The sequence below is a fragment of the Streptomyces sp. NPDC001927 genome, from assembly GCF_053594455.1.
In genome coordinates, this window is sequence record NZ_JBSFEN010000011.1 from 147,640 (window position 1) to 166,286 (window position 18,647).

Below are 18,647 nucleotides of genomic sequence, written 5' to 3' on the forward strand. Positions count from 1 at the left end.
CCCATGTCCCTCGACCACCGGCTCGCCGAAGAGCACGAGGAACTCCGCCGCACCGTGGAGGAGTTCGCGCACGACGTCGTCGCGCCGAAGATCGGCGACTACTACGAGCGCCACGAGTTCCCTTACGAGATCGTCCGCGAGATGGGCCGCATGGGCCTGTTCGGCCTGCCCTTCCCTGAGGAGTACGGCGGCATGGGCGGCGACTACCTCGCGCTCGGCATCGCGCTGGAGGAGCTCGCCCGCGTGGACTCGTCCGTGGCGATCACCCTGGAGGCGGGTGTCTCGCTCGGCGCGATGCCGGTCTACCGCTTCGGCACGGAGGAGCAGAAGCAGGAGTGGCTGCCGCGGATGTGCAGCGGCGAGATCCTGGGCGCGTTCGGCCTCACGGAGCCGGGTGCGGGCTCGGACGCGGGCGGGACCCGGACGACGGCCGTCCGCGACGGCGACGACTGGGTCATCAACGGCTCCAAGTGCTTCATCACCAACTCCGGTACGGACATCACGGGCCTGGTGACCGTGACTGCCGTGACCGGCCGGAAGGCCGACGGCCGCCCGCTGATCTCCTCGATCATCGTCCCGTCCGGCACCCCGGGCTTCACCGTCGCCGCCCCGTACTCCAAGGTCGGCTGGAACGCCTCGGACACGCGCGAGCTGTCCTTCGACAACGTCCGCGTGCCCGCCGCGAACCTGCTCGGTGAGGAGGGGCGTGGGTACGCGCAGTTCCTCCGCATCCTCGACGAGGGCCGGATCGCGATCTCGGCGCTCGCGACCGGGCTCGCCCAGGGCTGTGTGGACGAGTCCGTGAAGTACGCGAAGGAACGTCACGCCTTCGGCCGCCCGATCGGCGACAACCAGGCCATCCAGTTCAAGATCGCGGACATGGAGATGCGGGCGCACATGGCCCGGATCGGCTGGCGCGACGCGGCGTCCCGGCTGGTCGCCGGGGAGCCGTTCAAGAAGGAGGCGGCGATCGCGAAGCTGTACTCCTCCACGGTCGCGGTCGACAACGCCCGCGAGGCCACCCAGATCCACGGCGGCTACGGCTTCATGAACGAGTACCCGGTCGCCCGCATGTGGCGCGACTCCAAGATCCTGGAAATCGGCGAGGGCACGAGCGAGGTGCAGCGGATGCTGATCGCGCGGGAGTTGGGGCTGTCGGCTGCGTGATCGGTGCCGCCTTCCTCCTTACGCGAGGAACGCCCGTCGCCCCACTTGGGGTGGCGGGCGTTGCCGTTGGGGGCCTTGACTGCCTCGGGCTTCCGAGCGGGTCGAGGCCCTGGCGCCGGTGAGCCTCTGGTGGGGCCGCCCTCTCTCCGAGAGTCGCACCTTCCACCGCCGCATCAAGGGCGCTCCCTCCGGTCGCGTCGCTCCGCGATGGCCTACGGCCACCCTTGACCCGACGCCTCCAGGCGCGAAAACACTCTCGGAGGGCGCCCCGGGGGCGTGGCCACGGGGAGGGGCGGGATCGCTCCGGTCGCGGGGCCGCCTGCGGCCCGGGGGGTGGGGGCTTGGGGATTGGCCGGGCGGGGTGGGTCCCTTGCGTCCGGTGGGTGGGGGGCCGGGTATCGCTCCGGTCGGCAGGGTGTCTCGCGCCAGGTGGGTGGGGGCTCGGTTTGTGGCGGGGGTGGGGGAGTTGGTGGCGGTCGGCTCTGGGTGCGCGGCAGTGGAATGGGGCGGTGACGGCACCGGCTCAGCGACTGACGGCAGGTGTCCGGCTGGGCTTCATGCCCGTCTGATTGCTCCCGGTGGGTCCCAAATCCCGTGCGGGAGCCACTTGTTGGTACCTAAGTGCAGCGAACTCCGCATAGCCGCACACGGACGGCGGCAGTTGCCGGGTGTGTGGGCTATGCGGGGGCGAGTTCGGGGGCAAACGTGCGCGCTTGAGGCGCTGTCAGAGTTCAGAGTAGGGCCAGCCGGTCCACCAACAGCTCCATTCGCCGCTCGGTGTCCTCCGGGGGTAGGCGGCGCGCTCTGGTCAGGGTTGCCATCCCGTGCAGTGATGCCCAGAACACCTCGGTGAACAGGCCCGGGTGGACGCCGTCGCCGGCGACCCCCGCGAGGCTCTCCAGGAGGGCGGCGAAGGCGTCCTTCAGTGGGGCCGGGGTGTCCTCGTGTGCGAACGCCAGGCCGCCGTCGAGTTGGAACATGGCGTCGTAGACCGCCGGGTTGCGCTCGGCGAAGTCGAGGTAGGCGCGGGCGAGGGCGGTGACGCGGGCGCGAGGGCCGTCCGCGGCTGAGGTTGCGGCCCGGAGCGCCACGGCCATCTCGGCGGCGCCCTGGAGGGCGACGGCGCCGATGATCTCGCGCTTGCCGCGGAAATGGCTGTAGAGGACGGGCTGGCTGTACTCGATGGCCTCGGCCAGCCGGCGGGTGGTGACCGCGTCCCAGCCCTGATCCTCGGCGAGTTCGCGGGCCGTCGCCACGATGAGTCGCTCACGGTCCGCCCGTTCGCGCTGCTTGCGTTCCTGTACCGACATGACTCGATTCTAGCACCGCTAGACAATCGAGCGGCAGTAGCGCTAGCGTTGCCTCATCATCTAGCGGCGCTAGATCCCAGGAGGGGTCCCCATGCTCAACGCACTCGAGGTCTTCACCACCGTGGTCGTCGGCCTGATGGTGGGGGTGGAGTTCTCCGTCGCCTTCGTCATCAACCGGATCCTCAACGCGCTCCCGGAGGAGAGCGGCGTACTCGGCCGCGCGCACGGGGGCCGGATGCTCGGCGCCGTGATGCCGGTCTGGTACATCAGCTCGCTCGTCCTGGTCGCGATCCTGGCCATCACCGGATGGGACCAGGACGGCGCCGGACTCCTCGTCACCGCCGGCGCGCTGCTGATAGTCAGCGTGATCATGTCGGTCCTGCTGCTCGTCCCGATCAACAACCGGAGCAAGACGTGGACCCCCGACAACCGCCCCGAGGACTGGAAGGAGCAGAAGAACCGCTGGGACCGCTACCACTACGTCCGCGTCGCCGTCATCATCGCCGCCTTCACCCTCCTGGCCACCGCTCTCACCTGAGCCGGCGGGCCGACGCCGCGCCCCCACCCGCCAAGCCGCCACCCCCGGTTGCCGGGGGTGGCGGCTTGGCGGGTGGCACCCGACGGCGGAAGCTGTCAGGGTTCGGCCTGCTTGAGCAGTCCCTTGACGGAGACCTCCGAGTTCACCCAGCCATAGCCGAGGCCGTATCTCTCGGCCTCCCTGCTTATTTCGTTGGGATCCATTCCGTCATATATGTCGTAGAAGGGTTGATCGCTCCTCTCTTTTTCGAAGTTGAATGAGGAGATGTAGGCCTCCGGCCCCATCTCCGGTGACCAGAAGGCCGCGACATAGCGCGGCTTCCGGGTCACGTTGATCAAATTGTCGTTGTATCGCACCTTGCCGTGATGTATGACCCGTCGGGGGCATTCATCGGGCGGGCAGAAGTACTTTCCCGACTCTGGCAGCCACGATGGAACGGGGAGGAAGAAGTCATCGTCAAGCTTTCCCCGATCCTGCCTCACGTAGGTGAACTGGAGAACAGCTTCCAGTGTCTCGTAGTCGGTGTCCTTGGGGAGAGTGATCACCTCTTCTATCTGATACTCCTGCCCGGCATCGAGCGCTTCACCTGGACCTCTGAACTGGCCTGAAGCAATAATCTCGTAGTTGACATTACTCTCGTAGACTTCCGCATCCCGCGCCCAATCACCGTCGGAAGCCTCCTGCCATTCATCCATCCCTTGACCTCCGTCTGAGAAGTCGGCGAGATTTCCGTTGACCGTGTAGTCGTCGACCACGATATAGACGGGAATCCCTCCGGTGTTCTTCACGTACATCTTGAGAGGGATGTGGATGTAGGGAGAGTTCGCATCCGTCCGCGGCGTGCCGAATTCCGCCCTCAGGATGAAGTGCATGGGGGCGGCGATGGGCTGATAGAGGATCGAGTAACCGAGGCTGACGCCGGTCAGGACGGCCGTGACCGTGACCCCGGCTGCGAACTTCCTCGGGTGCGGAATGCCTCTCCAGACCTTGTGGCGAACGAGGACGCCGAGAGCCCACAGAGACCAGATCCACAAGGAAAGGAACGCCAGGAGCTGGGGTACGAATTCTCGTTCCTGCAGCCACAGGAAGAGAAGGAGGCTCGTGGTGGCCAGCGTCGCGAGTACGGCCAGCAGGATCAGCGCTCCGGAGAGCTTGACCTGGCGACGGCCCCAGTAGTCGACGACCGCGGGCACCGCGACGCCCTGAACGGTGGCGGCCAGCAGGAACAGCACGCCCACCAGGCGCTGGGCGAAGGTCAACGCCCCCAAGGCGTCCGCCCATCCGATGACGGCGTGCAGAGCCAGCGAACCGAGCAGGCCCACGAGCATCAAGGCGATGACCAGATGCCGCCTCCAGCCTCTGCCGTCGGGCCAGACGCTGCTGTCGCCGCCGCGCCAGTAGACACACGAACGGTCGTCCACGTCCACGTCGTCGGGGTAGCCGAGGCGACGGAGCACCTTCCGCAGTTCCCGGAGGGACCATGCGCTGCCCACCCTCTTGCCTTGGATGGTGATCCGGCGCAGACCTCGCTTGTCGGGTGGCTCCACGACCACCCACGGTCGTATGCCCATGGGATCAGACTGGGTGACCCGCCCGCGATACGCGCGCTGAGCTGCTGCGTTCGGCTGAACCGGGGAGCGCGGACCGGAACTCCCCGCTGTCGGGCAGAACTTCGAACGACCCGTCGACCATCGGGCTTCCCGGGTCCCACTCAAGTCCGCATATGCCCTGAGCATGTGACGTGCGCCCCAGCCCCGCCCCTCCAGATCAACGTGAGGTTAGGCTAACCTACCTTCGACTTGCCCAGGCCGTCCCCGGCACGTACCGAAAGTGACTCCGCCATGCCCAGCAACGCCCGAGCCACCTCCCTCACCCGTCGCGGCCTGCTCGCCGCCGGCGGCGCCCTCGGGCTCGGCGCCGCGCTCGCCGCCTGTGGGACCAAGACCGAGAACGGTGGCGGCAGCGCCGCCGGGGCCTCCGAGAAGGCCGGGCCGTGGAAGTTCACCGACGACCGCGGCACCGCCGTCGAGGCGAAGGCGACCCCGAAGAACATCGTCGCCTTCACCGGCATGGCCGCCGCCCTCAAGGACTTCGGCATCGAGGTCAAGGGCGTCTTCGGCCCGACCTACGTCGAGGACCCGAAGACCAAGGCCAAGAAGCCGGACGTCCAGGCCGGCGACCTCGACATCGCCAAGGTCACCGTCATCGGCAACGTCTGGGGCGAGTTCAAGATCGAGGAGTACCTCAAGCTCAACCCGGACCTCCTCATCACCGACATGTGGGAGAAGAACGACCTCTGGTACGTCCCGGCCGAGCAGAAGGACAAGATCCTCAAGATCGCCCCGAGCGTCGCGCTCTGGGCCTCGGACAAGTCCATGCCGGCCGTGCTCCAGCGCCACGTCGACCTCGCCGCCTCCCTCGGCGCCGACGTGAAGACGCAGAAGCTCAAGGACGACAAGGCCCGCTTCGAGGCCGCCGCCGAGCGCGTCCGCCAGGCCGCCAAGGGCAAGAAGGACATCAAGGTCCTGATCGGCTCCGGCTCCCCCGACCTGTTCTACGTCTCCACCCCGGTCCGGCCGACCGACACGCTCTACTTCAAGGAGCTGGGCGTCACCCTCGTCACGCCCGACAAGCTGGACCAGGGCGGCTGGTTCGAGGGGCTGAGCTGGGAGAACGTCGGCAAGTACCAGGCCGACATCATCATGCTCGACAACCGCACCTCCGCCCTCCAGCCCGAGGCGCTCAAGGCCAAGCCGACCTGGGCCGCGCTGCCCGCCGTCAAGGCCGGCCAGGTCATTCCGCGCGTGACCGAGCCGATCTACTCGTACGCCAAGTGCGCCCCGATCCTGGAGGACCTGGCCAAGGCCCTCGAGAACGCCAAGAAGGTGTCCTGACCCATGGCGAACGCCGAGACCGCCCCGTTCCAGTTCTTCTCCCTCCAGGTCGACCGGACGAGGCGGCTCGGCCCGTCCCTGGTCCGCGTGACCTTCACCGGTGAGGACCTCAAGTCCTTCGCCTCCGGGGGGCGCGACCAGTCGCTCTCCCTCTTCCTGCCGCACCCCGGCCAGGAGGCCCCCGTCCTGCCGCCGTTGGACGACCCGGACATGTACGCGATCCTGGGCGCCTGGCGCGCGATGCCGGACGACGAGCGGGCCGTGATGCGCTCGTACACCGTCCGGGAGCAGCGCACCGAGCCCGACGGGCCGAACGAGGTCGACATCGACTTCGCGCTCCACGAGGACGGCGGGCCCGCCTGCCGTTGGGCGCAGGGCGCCAAGCCCGGCGACCGGGTGGTCGTCCTCGGCCCGGCGGTCGCCGAGAACACCGCCGTCCGCTTCCAGCTTCCGGACGACGCCGACTCCGTACTCCTCTGGGCCGACGAGACGGCCCTACCGGCCGCCGCGGCGATCCTGGAGTGGCTGCCGGCCGGGACCCGGGCGCAGGTCTATCTCGAAGTGCCGTTCTCCGGCGACCGGATCGAGCTCACCACCCGGGCCGAGGCCACCGTCACCTGGCTCGTACGGGAGGAGGGCGCACCCTCCGCCGTGGCCGCGGTGCGCGCCGCCGAACTGCCGGGTGACGCACCGTACGTGTGGATCGCGGGCGAGTCCGGTTCGGTGAAGGAGCTGCGCCGTCACTTCGTACGCGATCGTGAACTCGACCGCAGGCGTGTGACGTTCGTCGGTTACTGGCGCAAGGGGCTGTCCGAGGACGCCCTGCGCGAGTCGCCGCAGGAAGACGACCAGTAGAGGATCCATAGAGGGCCCGTGCGCCCTCCCCCGCGACGCAAAGGACCCCTCACCCCTCACGGGTGGGGGGTCCTTTGCGTGGCAAAGTTAGGTTAGGCTAACCTCACTTACGCATCGCCACCCTTGGCGCGCACTCACCCCCTCATGCCTCACCCCCTCATGCCTCACCCCCTCACGCCTCACCCCCTCCCCCTCACCTCTCCCGTCCCCGGAGGACCATCCCCATGCGCTCGCACCTGCTCAACGACGCCACGGCGGAGAGCTACCGGCGCTCCGTCACCGAAGGAGTCGAGCGGGTGGCGAGGAAACTCGCCACGACGCGCCGCCCGTTCACCGGTGTCACGCCCGCCGCGCTGGCCCCCACCGTCGACGCCGTCGACCTCGACAAGCCGCTCGGCGACTCCTCCGCCGCCCTCGACGAGCTGGAGAGCGTCTACCTCCGCGACGCCGTCTACTTCCACCACCCCCGCTACCTGGGCCACCTCAACTGCCCGGTCGTGATCCCCGCCGTCCTCGGCGAGGCCGTCCTCTCGGCGGTCAACTCCTCGCTCGACACCTGGGACCAGAGCGCCGGCGGCACCCTCATCGAGCGCAAGCTCATCGACTGGACCACCGGCCGCATCGGCTACGGCCGCTCCTCCGACGTCTCCTCCGCCGACGGCGTCTTCACCAGCGGCGGTTCGCAGTCCAACCTCCAGGCCCTGCTCCTGGCCCGCGAGGAGGCGAAGACGACCGACCTGTCCAAGCTCCGCGTCTTCACCTCCGACTGCAGCCACTTCAGCGTCCAGAAGTCCGCCGGCCTCCTCGGTCTCGGCCCCGACGCCGTCATCTCCATCCCGGTCGACCGGACCCGGCGCATGCAGTCCGTCGTCCTCGCCGCCGAGCTGGAGGCCTGCCGTGCCGAGGGCCTGACGCCGATGGCGATCGTGGCCACCGCCGGCACCACCGACTTCGGCTCCATCGACCCGCTGCACGAGATCGCCGCCCTGGCCGAGGAGTACGGCGCCTGGATGCACGTCGACGCCGCCTACGGCTGCGGACTGCTCGCCTCGCCCACCCGCCGCCACCTCCTGGACGGCATCGAGCGGGCCGACTCCGTCACCGTCGACTTCCACAAGTCCTTCTTCCAGCCGGTGAGCTCCTCCGCGCTCCTGGTCCGGGACGGGGCGACCCTGCGCCACGCCACCTACCACGCGGACTACCTCAACCCCCGCCGTACGGTCGCCGAGCAGATCCCGAACCAGGTCGACAAGTCCCTCCAGACCACCCGCCGCTTCGACGCGCTGAAGCTGTGGATGACGCTGCGCGTGATGGGCGCCGACGGTGTCGGAGAGCTCTTCGACGAGGTCTGCGACCTGGCCAGGGAGGGTTTCGACCTGCTCGCCGCCGACCCGCGCTACGACGTGGTCGTGCAGCCGCAGCTGTCCACGCTCGTCTACCGCTACATCCCGGAGGCCGTCACCTCCCCCGCCGACATCGACCGCGCCAACCTCTACGCCCGCAAGGCGCTCTTCGCCTCCGGCGAGGCCGTCGTCGCCGGGACGAAGGTCGACGGCCGCCAGTACCTCAAGTTCACCTTGCTCAACCCCGAGACGACCGTGGCCGACATCGCCGCCGTCCTCGATCTGATAGCCGGCCACGCCGAGCAGTACCTGGGAGAGACCCTTGTCCACGCCTGATACGACCAGCACGTACGACTTCATCGGCATCGGGCTCGGTCCGTTCAACCTCGGTCTCGCCTGCCTGACCGAGCCGATCGACGAGCTGAACGGCCTGTTCCTGGAGTCCAAGCCGGACTTCGAGTGGCACTCCGGGATGTTCCTGGAGGGCTCGCACCTCCAGACGCCGTTCATGTCGGACCTGGTCACGATGGCCGACCCGACCTCCCCGTACTCCTTCCTGAACTACCTGAAGGCGAAGGGCCGGCTCTACTCCTTCTACATCCGCGAGAACTTCTACCCGCTGCGCGTCGAGTACAACGACTACTGCCGCTGGGCCGCCGACCAGCTGAGCTCCATCCGCTTCTCGACCACCGTCGCCGCCGTCACCTACGACGAGGCCGGCGAGGAGTACGTGGTGACCACGGAGGCCGGGGAGACCTTCCGTGCCCGCCGGATCGTGCTCGGCACCGGCACCCCGCCGCACGTCCCCGACTCCTGCCAGGGCCTCGGCGGCGACCTGATCCACAACTCCCGCTACCTCCCGAACAAGGAGGCGCTCCAGAAGAAGCGGTCGATCACCCTGGTCGGCAGCGGCCAGAGCGCGGCGGAGATCTACTACGACCTCCTCTCCGAGATCGACGTCCACGGCTACCGGCTGAACTGGGTGACCCGCTCTCCGCGCTTCTTCCCGCTGGAGTACACCAAGCTGACGCTGGAGATGACCTCGCCGGAGTACGTGGACTACTTCCACGCGCTGCCCGAGCAGACCCGCTACCGGCTCGAGAACCAGCAGAAGAACCTGTTCAAGGGCATCGACGGCGAGCTGATCGACGCCATCTTCGACCTGCTCTACCAGAAGAACCTGGCCGGCCCGGTCCCCACCCGGCTGCTCACCAACTCGGCCCTGCACTCCGCCGCGTACGACGACACCAACTCCACGTACACGCTCGGCTTCCACCAGGAGGAGCAGGGCACGGACTTCACGCTCGACACCGAGGGCCTGATCCTCGCGACCGGCTACAAGTACTCCGTCCCCGCGTTCCTGGAGCCGGTCCGCGACCAGCTCCGCTGGGACTCCCAGGGCCGCTTCGACGTCGCCCGGAACTACTCGGTCGACACCACAGGGCGTCGCGTGTTCGTGCAGAACGCGAGCGTCCACACCCACTCCATCACCTCGCCCGACCTGGGCATGGGTGCGTACCGCAACGCGTACATCATCGGAGCGATGCTGGGCCGCGAGTACTACCCCGTCGAGAAGACCATCGCGTTCCAGGAGTTCGCCGCGTGACCGCCGACATCACCACCGACACCGTCCGCTTCCGCCCCCTCGACCCGCTCGCGGACGCCGAGCTGATCCACGGCTGGGTCACGCACCCCAAGGCCGCGTTCTGGATGATGCAGGACGCCGCGCTCCAGGACGTCGAGCGCGAGTACATGGCGTTCGCCGCGAACCCGTACCACGAGGCCTTCATCGGCCTGGTGGACGAGGTGCCCGCGATCCTCATGGAGCGGTACGACCCGTCCCAGCTGGAGCTGGTCGGCCTGTACGAGCCCCAGCCCGGCGACGTCGGCATGCACTTCCTCGTCGCGCCCACCGACACCCCTGTCCACGGCTTCACCCGCCGGGTGATCACCGCCGTCATGCGGGAGCTGTTCGCCGACCCGGCGACCGAGCGGGTCGTCGTCGAGCCGGACGTGGCCAACAAGGCCGTCCACGCGCTCAACGAGGCCGTCGGCTTCGTGGCCGAGCGCGAGATCCAGAAGCCGGAGAAGAAGGCCCTGCTGTCCTTCTGCACCCGTGCGCAGTTCGAGGCCGCCGTGGGAGCCACCGTATGAGCCGCCGCCCGTCCCCCGTCGCCGACCCCGTCGCGCACCTCACCCCGGCCCGCTGGGCCGACGCCAACCGGGCGCTGATCCGCAAGGGCCTCGCCGAGTTCGCCCACGAGCGGCTGCTCAACCCGCAGGAGCTGGGCGGGAACCGCTACCGGGTGCGCAGCGACGACGGCACCGTCGAGTACCGCTTCGCCGCCGACCGGTACGCCCTCGACCACTGGCAGGTCCACGCCGAGTCGATCACGCGCCACCGCGGCGAGGAGCATCTCCCGCTCGACGCCCTGCTGTTCATCACCGAGCTGCGCGGCTCGCTGGGCCTGAGCGACGAGGTCCTGCCGGTCTACCTGGAGGAGATCTCCTCCACCCTGTCCGGTACGGCGTACAAGGCCACGAAGCCGCCGGTCACCGCCGCCGAGCTGGCGCGCGCGGACTTCCAGGCGATCGAGACCGGGATGACCGAGGGTCACCCCTGTTTCGTCGCCAACAACGGCCGGCTCGGCTTCGGCGTCGACGAGTACCACGCGTACGCCCCCGAGGCCGCGGCCCCGATCCATCTGATCTGGCTGGCCGCGCGCCGCGACCGCACCACCTTCACGGGCTGCGCGGACGTCGAGTACGAGGCCTTCGTGCGCGCCGAGCTGGGCGACGCGGCGGTCGACGGCTTCGCCGCGACCCTCGCCGAGCGGGGCCTGGACCTGGCCGACTATCTGCTGATGCCGGTCCACCCCTGGCAGTGGTGGAACAAGCTCGCCGTCACCTTCGCCGCCGAGGTCGCCCAGCAGCGCCTGGTGTACCTGGGCGAGGGCGACGACGCCTACCTCGCGCAGCAGTCGATCCGTACGTTCTTCAACACGGCGGATCCGGCCAAGCACTACGTCAAGACGGCGATCTCGGTCCTCAACATGGGCTTCATGCGCGGGCTCTCGGCCGCGTACATGGAGGCGACCCCGGCGATCAACGACTGGCTGGCCGGGCTGATCGACGCCGACGCCGTCTTCAAGGAAGCTCGGTTCTCGATCATCCGCGAGCGGGCGGCGGTCGGCTACCGGCACCTGGAGTACGAGGCGGCGACGGACCGGTACTCCCCGTACCGCAAGATGCTCGCCGCGCTCTGGCGCGAGTCGCCGGTGGCCTCCCTGGCACCGGGCGAGCGGCTCGCGACGATGGCCTCGCTGCTCCACGTCGACCACGCGGGCGCGTCCTTCGCGGGCGCCCTGATCGCGGACTCGGGCCTGGAGCCGACGGCGTGGCTGCGCGGCTACCTGGACGCGTACCTGCTGCCGCTGCTGCACAGCTTCTACGTGTACGACCTGGTCTACATGCCGCACGGCGAGAACGTGATCCTGGTCCTCGACGAGCAGGGCGCGGTGATCCGGGCGGTGTTCAAGGACATCGCCGAGGAGATCTGCGTGATGGACCCGACGGCGGTGCTGCCGCCTGCCGTGGAGCGGATCCGGGCGGACGTCCCCGAGGACATGAAGCTGCTGTCGATCTTCACGGACGTCTTCGACTGCTTCTTCCGCTTCTTCGCGGCGACGCTCGCGGCGGAGGGCACGCTCGACGAGGACGCGTTCTGGCGGACGGTCGCGGAGTGCGTGCGCGCGTACCAGGAGTCGAAGCCGGAGCTGGCGGAGAAGTTCGAGCGGTACGACCTGTTCGCGGAGACCTTCGCGCTCTCCGCCCTCAACCGCCTCCAGCTGCGTAACAACAAGCAGATGGTGGACCTGGCGGACCCGTCGGCGGCCCTTCAGCTGGTCGGCGACCTGGTGAACCCGATCGCGCGGTTCACGCGCTAGCTCACCTTTCGGACCGGCGCGGGCCGGGTGGAGTACGGTCCTCCACCCGGCCCGCGCTTCTGTCTACTCAGCCGGCCACGGAACCTGAGGCGACCGGTAGTAGTCGATCCCGAGGGCCTCGAACCGCGGCCCCTGCGCGGCCAGTCGCGTCTTGTACGTCTCCCAGTCGTGCGTGGCCGCCGGGGACCAGCCCAGTTCGGCGACGCCCGGCAGGCGCGGGAAGGCCATCTGGTCGATGTGCGCGTTCTCGGAGAGGGTCTCCGTCCACAGCGGTGCCTCGACGCCCTTGACGGCCTCGGCGGGCGCGCCGGGGAGGTAGGCGGCCGGGTTCCAGTCGTAGGAGCGCTGGACCTCGACGTAGCCGGCCCAGGCGAGGCCCAGCTTGGTGTCCTTGGTGTACTTCATGTCGAGGTAGACCCGGTCGGCGGGCGAGAGGATCAGCCCGGTGCCGTTCCGCGCGGCCGCCGCGACCTGCTCCTTCTCCGCCGCGCTGGTCCGGTCGAGGCCCCAGTACTGGGCGAGAGCGCCCTGGGCGGGCACGGCGCCGGTGAGCTGGTGCCAGCCGACGACGGTCTTGCCGTACTTCGCGACGATCGGCTGGACCCGCTCCATGAAGGCCACGTAGTCCGCGTGGGTCGTGGAGTGCGCCTCGTCGCCGCCGATGTGGAGGTACGTGCCGGGGGTGAGCGCGGCGAGCTCGCGGATGACGTCGTCCACGAAGTCGTACGTGATCTCCTTCGGCACGCACAGGGAGCTGAAGCCGACGGCGGTGCCGGTGTAGAGCGGCGGGGCGACGCCGTCGCAGTTCAGCTCGGCGTAGGAGGCGAGGGCCGCGTTGGTGTGGCCCGGCAGGTCGATCTCGGGGACGACCTCCTGGTGGCGGGAGGCGGCGTAGCGGACGATCTCCTTGTAGTCGGCCTTGGTGTAGTAGCCGCCGGGGCCGCCGCCGACCTGGGTGGAGCCGCCGTAGGTGGCGAGCCGGGGCCAGGAGTCGATGGCGATGCGCCAGCCCTGGTCGTCGGAGAGGTGCAGGTGCAGCTTGTTGATCTTGTAGAGGGCGAGCTGGTCGATGTACCGCTTGACCTGCTCGACGGTGAAGAAGTGCCGGGAGACGTCGAGCATCGCGCCGCGGTAGGCGTAGCGCGGGGTGTCGGTGATGGTGCCGCCGGCGACCTTCCAGGGGCCGGGCTGCCTGGTCTTCTTCTCGACGGCCGCCGGGAGCTGCTGGCGCAGGGTCTGGACGCCGCGGAAGAGGCCGGTGGGCCGGTGGGCCGTGAGGGTGACGCCGTCCCGTCCCGACTGCAGCCGGTAGCCCTCGTCGCCGAGGGACGTCTCCGCACCGCTGAGGCGGAGCCGGATGCCGCCGCTCGCGTCGTGCTCGTCGACGACGCGCAGGGAGAGGCCGGTGGACGGGCGCAGGATGCCGGCGAGGTAGTCGGCGACGGCGCGGGAGTCGCGGGAGTCCTCGTCGATCCGGATGCGGGTGGCGGAGGTGAGCGTGTACGGCTGTCCGGCCGGGGCCACGGAGGCCGGGACGGGGACGACCTGGCCGAGCGGGCGGGTCGTGGAGTCGGCGGCGGAGTGGGAGACGGGGGCGGCTCCGACGCAGGAGATGCCGGCCGCCGCGAGGAGCAGTGCGGCGCCGAGGAGGCGGGGAAGCGTTCTGCGCTGTCTCACAGACTTGGGTCCCTTTCGATGAACGTCAATGAACGTCGATCAACTTCGTCGGGCTTTACGGCTGTGGATATGCGTATCCGAACAGTCACCATGCGTACCGTGCACCACTTCAGCGGTCAAGGTGTAGACCAATTTCGCCCTCAGAGCGGTGATCATGAAGGAGTCTGCCCGAATTCGGGCAGGATTCTTGCGAAGAATGGGGGTGACCCCTCAGTATTCTCGGGTGCTCGATCGCCGCCCGTCGCATGACGACCTCATCGACCACCTGGTGCGCAGCACCGCGCTCCAGCGCGGGGAGGCCGCCCGGGTGGTGCTCGACGTGCTGGCGTACTTCGACGAGTCGACCGAGGACTTCGTCCGCCGCCGCCACCGCGAGCTGCAGTCCGGTGGCGCGGTGAACGCCGAGATCTTCGAGCGCATTGCGGCCGAGCTGCCGCACCGCGCGGTGGCGCCACCGGAGCTCTCGCTCCGGCAGCTGCGCCGCATCGTCTACGGGTGACGCCGACCGGGTCACGGCCGGGCACACACACCAACTTGGAGGGTTGACACCTATATGTGCGGAATCGTCGGTTACATCGGAAAGCGCGACGTCGCCCCGCTGCTGCTGGAAGGCCTGCAGCGGCTGGAGTACCGGGGGTACGACTCCGCCGGCATCGTCATCACCAGCCCGAAGGCCACCGGCCTGAAGATGGTCAAGGCCAAGGGCCGGGTCCGTGACCTGGAGGCCCGTGTCCCCAAGCGCTTCACCGGCACCACCGGCATCGCCCACACCCGCTGGGCCACCCACGGCGCGCCGAGCGACATCAACTCGCACCCGCACATGGACCCCGAGAACAAGGTCGCGGTCGTCCACAACGGCATCGTCGACAACGCCCAGGAGCTCCGCGCCAAGCTGGAGGCCGACGGCGTCGTCTTCGCGTCCGAGACCGACACCGAGGTCATCACCCACCTCATCGCCCGCTCCCAGGCCACCACCCTGGAGGAGAAGGTCCGCGAGGCGCTCAAGGTCATCGAGGGCACCTACGGCATCGCCGTCATGCACGCCGACTTCAACGACCGCATCGTGGTGGCCCGCAACGGCTCCCCGGTCGTCCTCGGCATCGGCGAGAAGGAGATGTTCGTCGCCTCCGACGTCGCCGCCCTGATCGCCCACACCCGCCAGGTCGTCACCCTCGACGACGGCGAGATGGCCACCCTCAAGGCCGACGACTTCCGTACGTACACGACCTCGGGCGCCACCACGACGGCCACCCCGGAGACCGTGGAGTGGGAGGCCGCCTCCTACGACATGGGCGGCCACGACACGTACATGCACAAGGAGATCTCCGAGCAGCCCGACGCGGTCGACCGCGTGCTGCGCGGCCGGATCGACGACCGGTTCTCCACCGTCCACCTGGGCGGCCTGAACCTGGACGCCCGCGAGGCCCGCTCGATCCGCCGGATCAAGATCCTCGGCTGCGGCACCTCGTACCACGCCGGCCTCATCGGCGCCGGGCTCATCGAGTCCATGGCCCGCATCCCCGCCGACGCCGAGCCGGCCTCGGAGTTCCGCTACCGCAACCCGGTCGTGGACCCCGACACCCTGTACATCGCCGTCTCCCAGTCCGGTGAGACGTACGACGTGCTCGCCGCCGTGCAGGAGCTGAAGCGCAAGGGCGCCCGCGTCATCGGCGTCGTCAACGTGGTCGGCTCCGCCATCGCCCGCGAGGCCGACGGCGGCGTGTACGTGCACGCGGGCCCCGAGGTCTGCGTCGTCTCCACGAAGTGCTTCACCAACACGGTGACCGCCTTCGCGCTGATCGCCCTGCACCTCGGCCGCATCCGCGACCTGTCGGTCACCGACGGCAAGCGGATCATCGAGGGCCTGCGCAAGCTGCCCGGCCAGATCAGCGAGATCCTCGAGACCGAGGAAGAGATCAAGAAGATCGCCGCGGAGTACGCGGGCGCCCAGTCGATGATGTTCATCGGCCGCGTGCGGGGCTACCCCGTCGCCCTCGAGGCCTCCCTGAAGCTCAAGGAGATCTCGTACATCCACGCCGAGGCGTACCCGGCCTCCGAGCTGAAGCACGGCCCGCTCGCGCTGATCGAGCCGGCTCTGCCGACGGTCGCGATCGTCCCCGACGACGACCTGCTGGAGAAGAACCGCGCCGCCCTGGAGGAGATCAAGGCCCGCAGCGGCCGCATCCTCGCGGTCGCGCACCAGGAGCAGGCCAAGGCCGACCACACCATCGTCGTCCCGAAGAACGAGGACGAGCTGGACCCGATCCTGATGGGCATCCCGCTCCAGCTCCTCGCCTACCACACGGCGCTCGCCATGGGCCGCGACATCGACAAGCCGCGCAACCTGGCCAAGTCCGTCACGGTCGAGTAGCTGGGGGTCCCCCCTGCTCGAGCGAAGCCGAGAGCTTGGGGGATGTCCGGGCCTGTCACCCGGAGCTCTCGACCACGGCCGGGAAAGCCCGTCCGCCCACCTTCCGGACCTGTCCCCGGAAGGGCGGACGCCCGGCCGGACACACAGAGCGGTCCCCGCGCACCTCGTGCGCGGGGACCGCTTGTTTCGTGGCGCCTGTCTTCTTGCCGTCAGCTCGCCGTGGCCGCGCTGCGGCCCGAGCGGCTCAGCGAGGTCGGCCAGTGGGCCACCGCCGCCGTCGCGCCGTACCAGGCCGCCAGGCCCGCCAGCGCGGCGACCCAGCCGCCCGCCTTCGCCAGACCGCCGTTGTCGGCGAGTGCGCCGATGCCGAGCAGCAGCAGCGCGACGAACAGCAGCCCGTAGACACCCTGTCCGAACAGACCGCTGCCCGCGGCCGCCATGGTCAGCGTGAGCGCCAGGAGCGCCCACAGCAGCAGGAAGAGACCGCTGGCCTCGGCCGAGCCGCCGTCGCCGACTCCGGTCCCCCAGGTGAACCAGAACGCGCCGAGCGCCGAATAGGCCGTGCCCTCACCGCCGTTGCCGGCACGCAGGGCGAGCAGGCCGACGAGGAAGAGCGCCACCCCGCCGACCCAGGTGGCGAGGGATGCGGCGTCCGACGCCGCGACGTTGTCGATGACGCCGGTGCTGCCGATGCCGAAGGCCAGCAGGGTCAGTCCGAGCGCGAGGTGGCCGAGAGTGGAGGTCGTGTTTCCCGCGGCGACGTCCTTGTCCACGGCGGGCTCCCTTCAAGTGGGCAGTTGTGCTGCGTGAGCTGCTTGATCCGGTGACATTTAAGTACCCTTCACAAGCACACAAATCACCTTTCGTGGCCAGAAATTATCGCCGTACGAAGGGAGTTGACGAAGCGTCGAGGAAGTGAGGCGCGTCAGGGGATGACGATCACGGGCCGCTGCGCGCGCTTGGCGAGCCGGCCGGCCACCGAGCCGAAGATCCGGCCGACGATCCCGTGCGTCGAGCCGACCACGATCGCGTCGGCGGAGTACTCCCGGCCGACCTCCTCCAGCTCGTGGCAGATGTCGCCGCCTCGCTCGACGAGGATCCAGGGCACCTCGGCCAGGTAGTCCGCGCAGGCGAGCTCCAGACCGAGCACCTCGGTGCGGTGGTCGGGGACGTCGACGAAGACCGGCGGCTCGCAGCCCGCCCAGACGGTGGTGGGGAGCCGGTTGGCGACATGCACGATGATCAGGCCGGAGCCGGATCGTTTGGCCATGCCGATGGCGTAGGCGAGGGCTCGCTCACTGGAGGTCGAGCCGTCGAAACCGACGACCACTCCATGGCGGAAGGCGGGATCGCAGGAGTGGCGTGGCTGTTCGACCGCGAGGGGGTCGACCGTGGAATCGGCGACGCGCTTGCGGTCCGCGGGTTCGGGGAATTCGTGACCGGCCATCGGTGTCTCGGCGAAGAAGATCCTCGTGGGAAGGGAAACGGGAGAACGTCGTATACGTATACGTCTGCGTCGTACGGAGCAACGGTTGGCGGCGGAGCTGTGTCCGGGAATCATCTTCCCAAGCCCATACCCCCAAGGGTACGGCGACACTCCTCTCCTGCCCAGAGCCGTCCAGGGCCCGCACACAGCGCTCGCACGGCGTTCCAGGGAGCATGCACGAGCCCGTCCCGTTATGGCAATGCCGCCTGTCCCCTACAGCTGTCCGTTCCGTGCCCCTCCGAGGTCCCGCCAGTGGTCCCTACGGGGTCCGTCCGGGGGGCCGAACGGAGGCCCGCGAGAGTGACCGGAACGTTCCGCTTGTCGTTCCCACAGGTCCAGTCACCGTCGCAGGGAGCCCCGCCCGTGCCCGCACCAACGGCCGCCGCCACCGCCCGCCCCGACGACCTTCCCCTCGACCGCGTCCCCGCCGACCGACCCGCCGACCGACCCGCCGGCCGCCCCGCGCCCGCCGCGTCCGCGGCCCCCACGGAGTCGGCGGGCGATGTCGTCCGGTGGGCGGTCTTCTGCTGCGTCCTCGTCCCGGTCGTCCTCGTGGTCTACGGCACCTCGCTGGGCGGGGCCGCCGGAACGGCGCTCGGGCTCGCGGCCGTGACGGCGGTCTGCCGGGTGCTGCTGCGCCGCTCGGAGCGGGGCCTGCGGGCCGAGACGGCGGCACCCCGCGCACGTCGCTCGCACGGCGGCCGAAACCACCGTCACGGGTGACGCGTCCCTCGCCAAGCTGACGTATTCGCACGCCCACACCCATATGTTTTCAGCCAAGTTCCAGATGTCGGCGCGTCCTTGGCGGAATGACCCCTCAACCCCCGTGCCACCAGGCCGGAAAGGCGTGCGCCGGGCCTTCGCACCCTACGGGGACGGGCCATGCGAGCCACGCGCACTTCCCTGCGCGGCCCACGAGTGGAACGCTTCGTGATCGAATGCTTCGCGCCAAGTTGCCTTGTCGACAATGTGCTGGATGGAGAACGTGGCACGTCGGCACTACGGAACACAGTAGATTCGATCATGGGTATCGAAGACTGGGGTCTCGTGCAAAACCGA

Annotated in this window: 16 protein-coding genes; 11 read left to right on the forward strand and 5 right to left on the reverse strand. The window is 69.2% G+C overall.

Annotation, left to right across the window (positions count from 1 at the left end; translation table 11 throughout):
* Positions 1 to 3 precede the first annotated feature (3 nt).
* The gene (locus tag ACWCO8_RS28480; RefSeq protein ID WP_451034675.1) at positions 4 to 1,167 is read left to right on the forward strand and encodes an acyl-CoA dehydrogenase family protein; all 1,164 of its coding nucleotides are present in this window, start codon (positions 4 to 6) and stop codon (positions 1,165 to 1,167) included.
* Between the two features lie 731 nt (positions 1,168 to 1,898).
* On the opposite strand, the gene ACWCO8_RS28485 is transcribed toward ACWCO8_RS28480, so the two are convergent.
* The gene (locus ACWCO8_RS28485; RefSeq protein ID WP_451034676.1) at positions 1,899 to 2,477 is read right to left on the reverse strand and encodes a TetR/AcrR family transcriptional regulator; all 579 of its coding nucleotides are present in this window, start codon (positions 2,475 to 2,477) and stop codon (positions 1,899 to 1,901) included.
* A gap of 91 nt (positions 2,478 to 2,568) precedes the next feature.
* On the opposite strand from ACWCO8_RS28485, the gene ACWCO8_RS28490 reads away from it, so the two are divergent.
* Positions 2,569 to 3,015, forward strand: a complete 447-nt coding sequence (locus tag ACWCO8_RS28490; RefSeq protein WP_451034677.1) for an anthrone oxygenase family protein — start codon at positions 2,569 to 2,571, stop codon at positions 3,013 to 3,015.
* A gap of 95 nt (positions 3,016 to 3,110) precedes the next feature.
* On the opposite strand, the gene ACWCO8_RS28495 is transcribed toward ACWCO8_RS28490, so the two are convergent.
* Positions 3,111 to 4,586, reverse strand: a complete 1,476-nt coding sequence (locus tag ACWCO8_RS28495) for a Yip1 family protein (protein ID WP_451034678.1) — start codon at positions 4,584 to 4,586, stop codon at positions 3,111 to 3,113.
* 270 nt (positions 4,587 to 4,856) lie between these two features.
* Here ACWCO8_RS28495 and ACWCO8_RS28500 point away from each other — a divergent pair, with 270 nt between their 5' ends.
* The 6 genes from ACWCO8_RS28500 (at position 4,857) to ACWCO8_RS28525 (ending at position 12,054) form a co-directional block, all read left to right on the forward strand.
* A complete protein-coding gene (locus tag ACWCO8_RS28500) occupies positions 4,857 to 5,909 on the forward strand; it encodes an ABC transporter substrate-binding protein (RefSeq protein ID WP_362011529.1) in 1,053 nt (350 codons plus the stop codon).
* A gap of 3 nt (positions 5,910 to 5,912) precedes the next feature.
* A complete protein-coding gene (locus tag ACWCO8_RS28505) occupies positions 5,913 to 6,764 on the forward strand; it encodes a siderophore-interacting protein (protein ID WP_451034679.1) in 852 nt (283 codons plus the stop codon).
* Between the two features lie 224 nt (positions 6,765 to 6,988).
* On the forward strand, positions 6,989 to 8,443 hold the full coding sequence (locus ACWCO8_RS28510) for a pyridoxal phosphate-dependent decarboxylase family protein (RefSeq protein ID WP_451034680.1): 1,455 nt from the start codon (positions 6,989 to 6,991) through the stop codon (positions 8,441 to 8,443).
* Positions 8,430 to 9,713 (forward strand): lysine N(6)-hydroxylase/L-ornithine N(5)-oxygenase family protein, encoded by a 1,284-nt coding sequence (locus ACWCO8_RS28515; protein ID WP_451034681.1) that lies wholly within the window; start codon positions 8,430 to 8,432, stop codon positions 9,711 to 9,713. Before ACWCO8_RS28510 ends, ACWCO8_RS28515 begins: the two co-directional genes overlap by 14 nt.
* Complete coding sequence (locus ACWCO8_RS28520) at positions 9,710 to 10,261, forward strand: GNAT family N-acetyltransferase (protein WP_451034682.1); 552 nt, start codon at positions 9,710 to 9,712, stop codon at positions 10,259 to 10,261. The genes ACWCO8_RS28515 and ACWCO8_RS28520 overlap by 4 nt, the downstream gene beginning before the upstream one ends.
* Positions 10,258 to 12,054, forward strand: a complete 1,797-nt coding sequence (locus ACWCO8_RS28525; RefSeq protein WP_451034683.1) for an IucA/IucC family protein — start codon at positions 10,258 to 10,260, stop codon at positions 12,052 to 12,054. Before ACWCO8_RS28520 ends, ACWCO8_RS28525 begins: the two co-directional genes overlap by 4 nt.
* Positions 12,055 to 12,117: 63 nt before the next feature.
* Here the strand turns inward: ACWCO8_RS28525 and ACWCO8_RS28530 are convergent, their stop codons facing one another.
* The gene (locus ACWCO8_RS28530; RefSeq protein WP_451034684.1) at positions 12,118 to 13,731 is read right to left on the reverse strand and encodes a beta-N-acetylhexosaminidase; all 1,614 of its coding nucleotides are present in this window, start codon (positions 13,729 to 13,731) and stop codon (positions 12,118 to 12,120) included.
* Positions 13,732 to 13,954: 223 nt separating this feature from the next.
* Between ACWCO8_RS28530 and ACWCO8_RS28535 the strand changes: the two genes are divergently transcribed.
* Both ACWCO8_RS28535 and glmS read left to right on the forward strand, forming a co-directional pair.
* On the forward strand, positions 13,955 to 14,230 hold the full coding sequence (locus ACWCO8_RS28535) for a hypothetical protein (protein ID WP_361969256.1): 276 nt from the start codon (positions 13,955 to 13,957) through the stop codon (positions 14,228 to 14,230).
* Positions 14,231 to 14,284: 54 nt separating this feature from the next.
* Positions 14,285 to 16,102, forward strand: coding sequence for a glutamine--fructose-6-phosphate transaminase (isomerizing) (gene glmS, locus ACWCO8_RS28540; RefSeq protein ID WP_362011548.1), 1,818 nt, complete (start codon positions 14,285 to 14,287; stop codon positions 16,100 to 16,102).
* A 209-nt stretch (positions 16,103 to 16,311) separates the two neighbouring features.
* Here the strand turns inward: glmS and ACWCO8_RS28545 are convergent, their stop codons facing one another.
* Positions 16,312 to 16,875, reverse strand: coding sequence for a GPR1/FUN34/YaaH family transporter (locus ACWCO8_RS28545; RefSeq protein ID WP_451034685.1), 564 nt, complete (start codon positions 16,873 to 16,875; stop codon positions 16,312 to 16,314).
* A gap of 152 nt (positions 16,876 to 17,027) precedes the next feature.
* The gene (locus ACWCO8_RS28550) at positions 17,028 to 17,549 is read right to left on the reverse strand and encodes a universal stress protein (protein ID WP_329120266.1); all 522 of its coding nucleotides are present in this window, start codon (positions 17,547 to 17,549) and stop codon (positions 17,028 to 17,030) included.
* 402 nt (positions 17,550 to 17,951) lie between these two features.
* Here ACWCO8_RS28550 and ACWCO8_RS28555 point away from each other — a divergent pair, with 402 nt between their 5' ends.
* On the forward strand, positions 17,952 to 18,311 hold the full coding sequence (locus ACWCO8_RS28555) for a hypothetical protein (protein WP_451034686.1): 360 nt from the start codon (positions 17,952 to 17,954) through the stop codon (positions 18,309 to 18,311).
* The last annotated feature ends 336 nt before the right edge of the window (positions 18,312 to 18,647 follow it).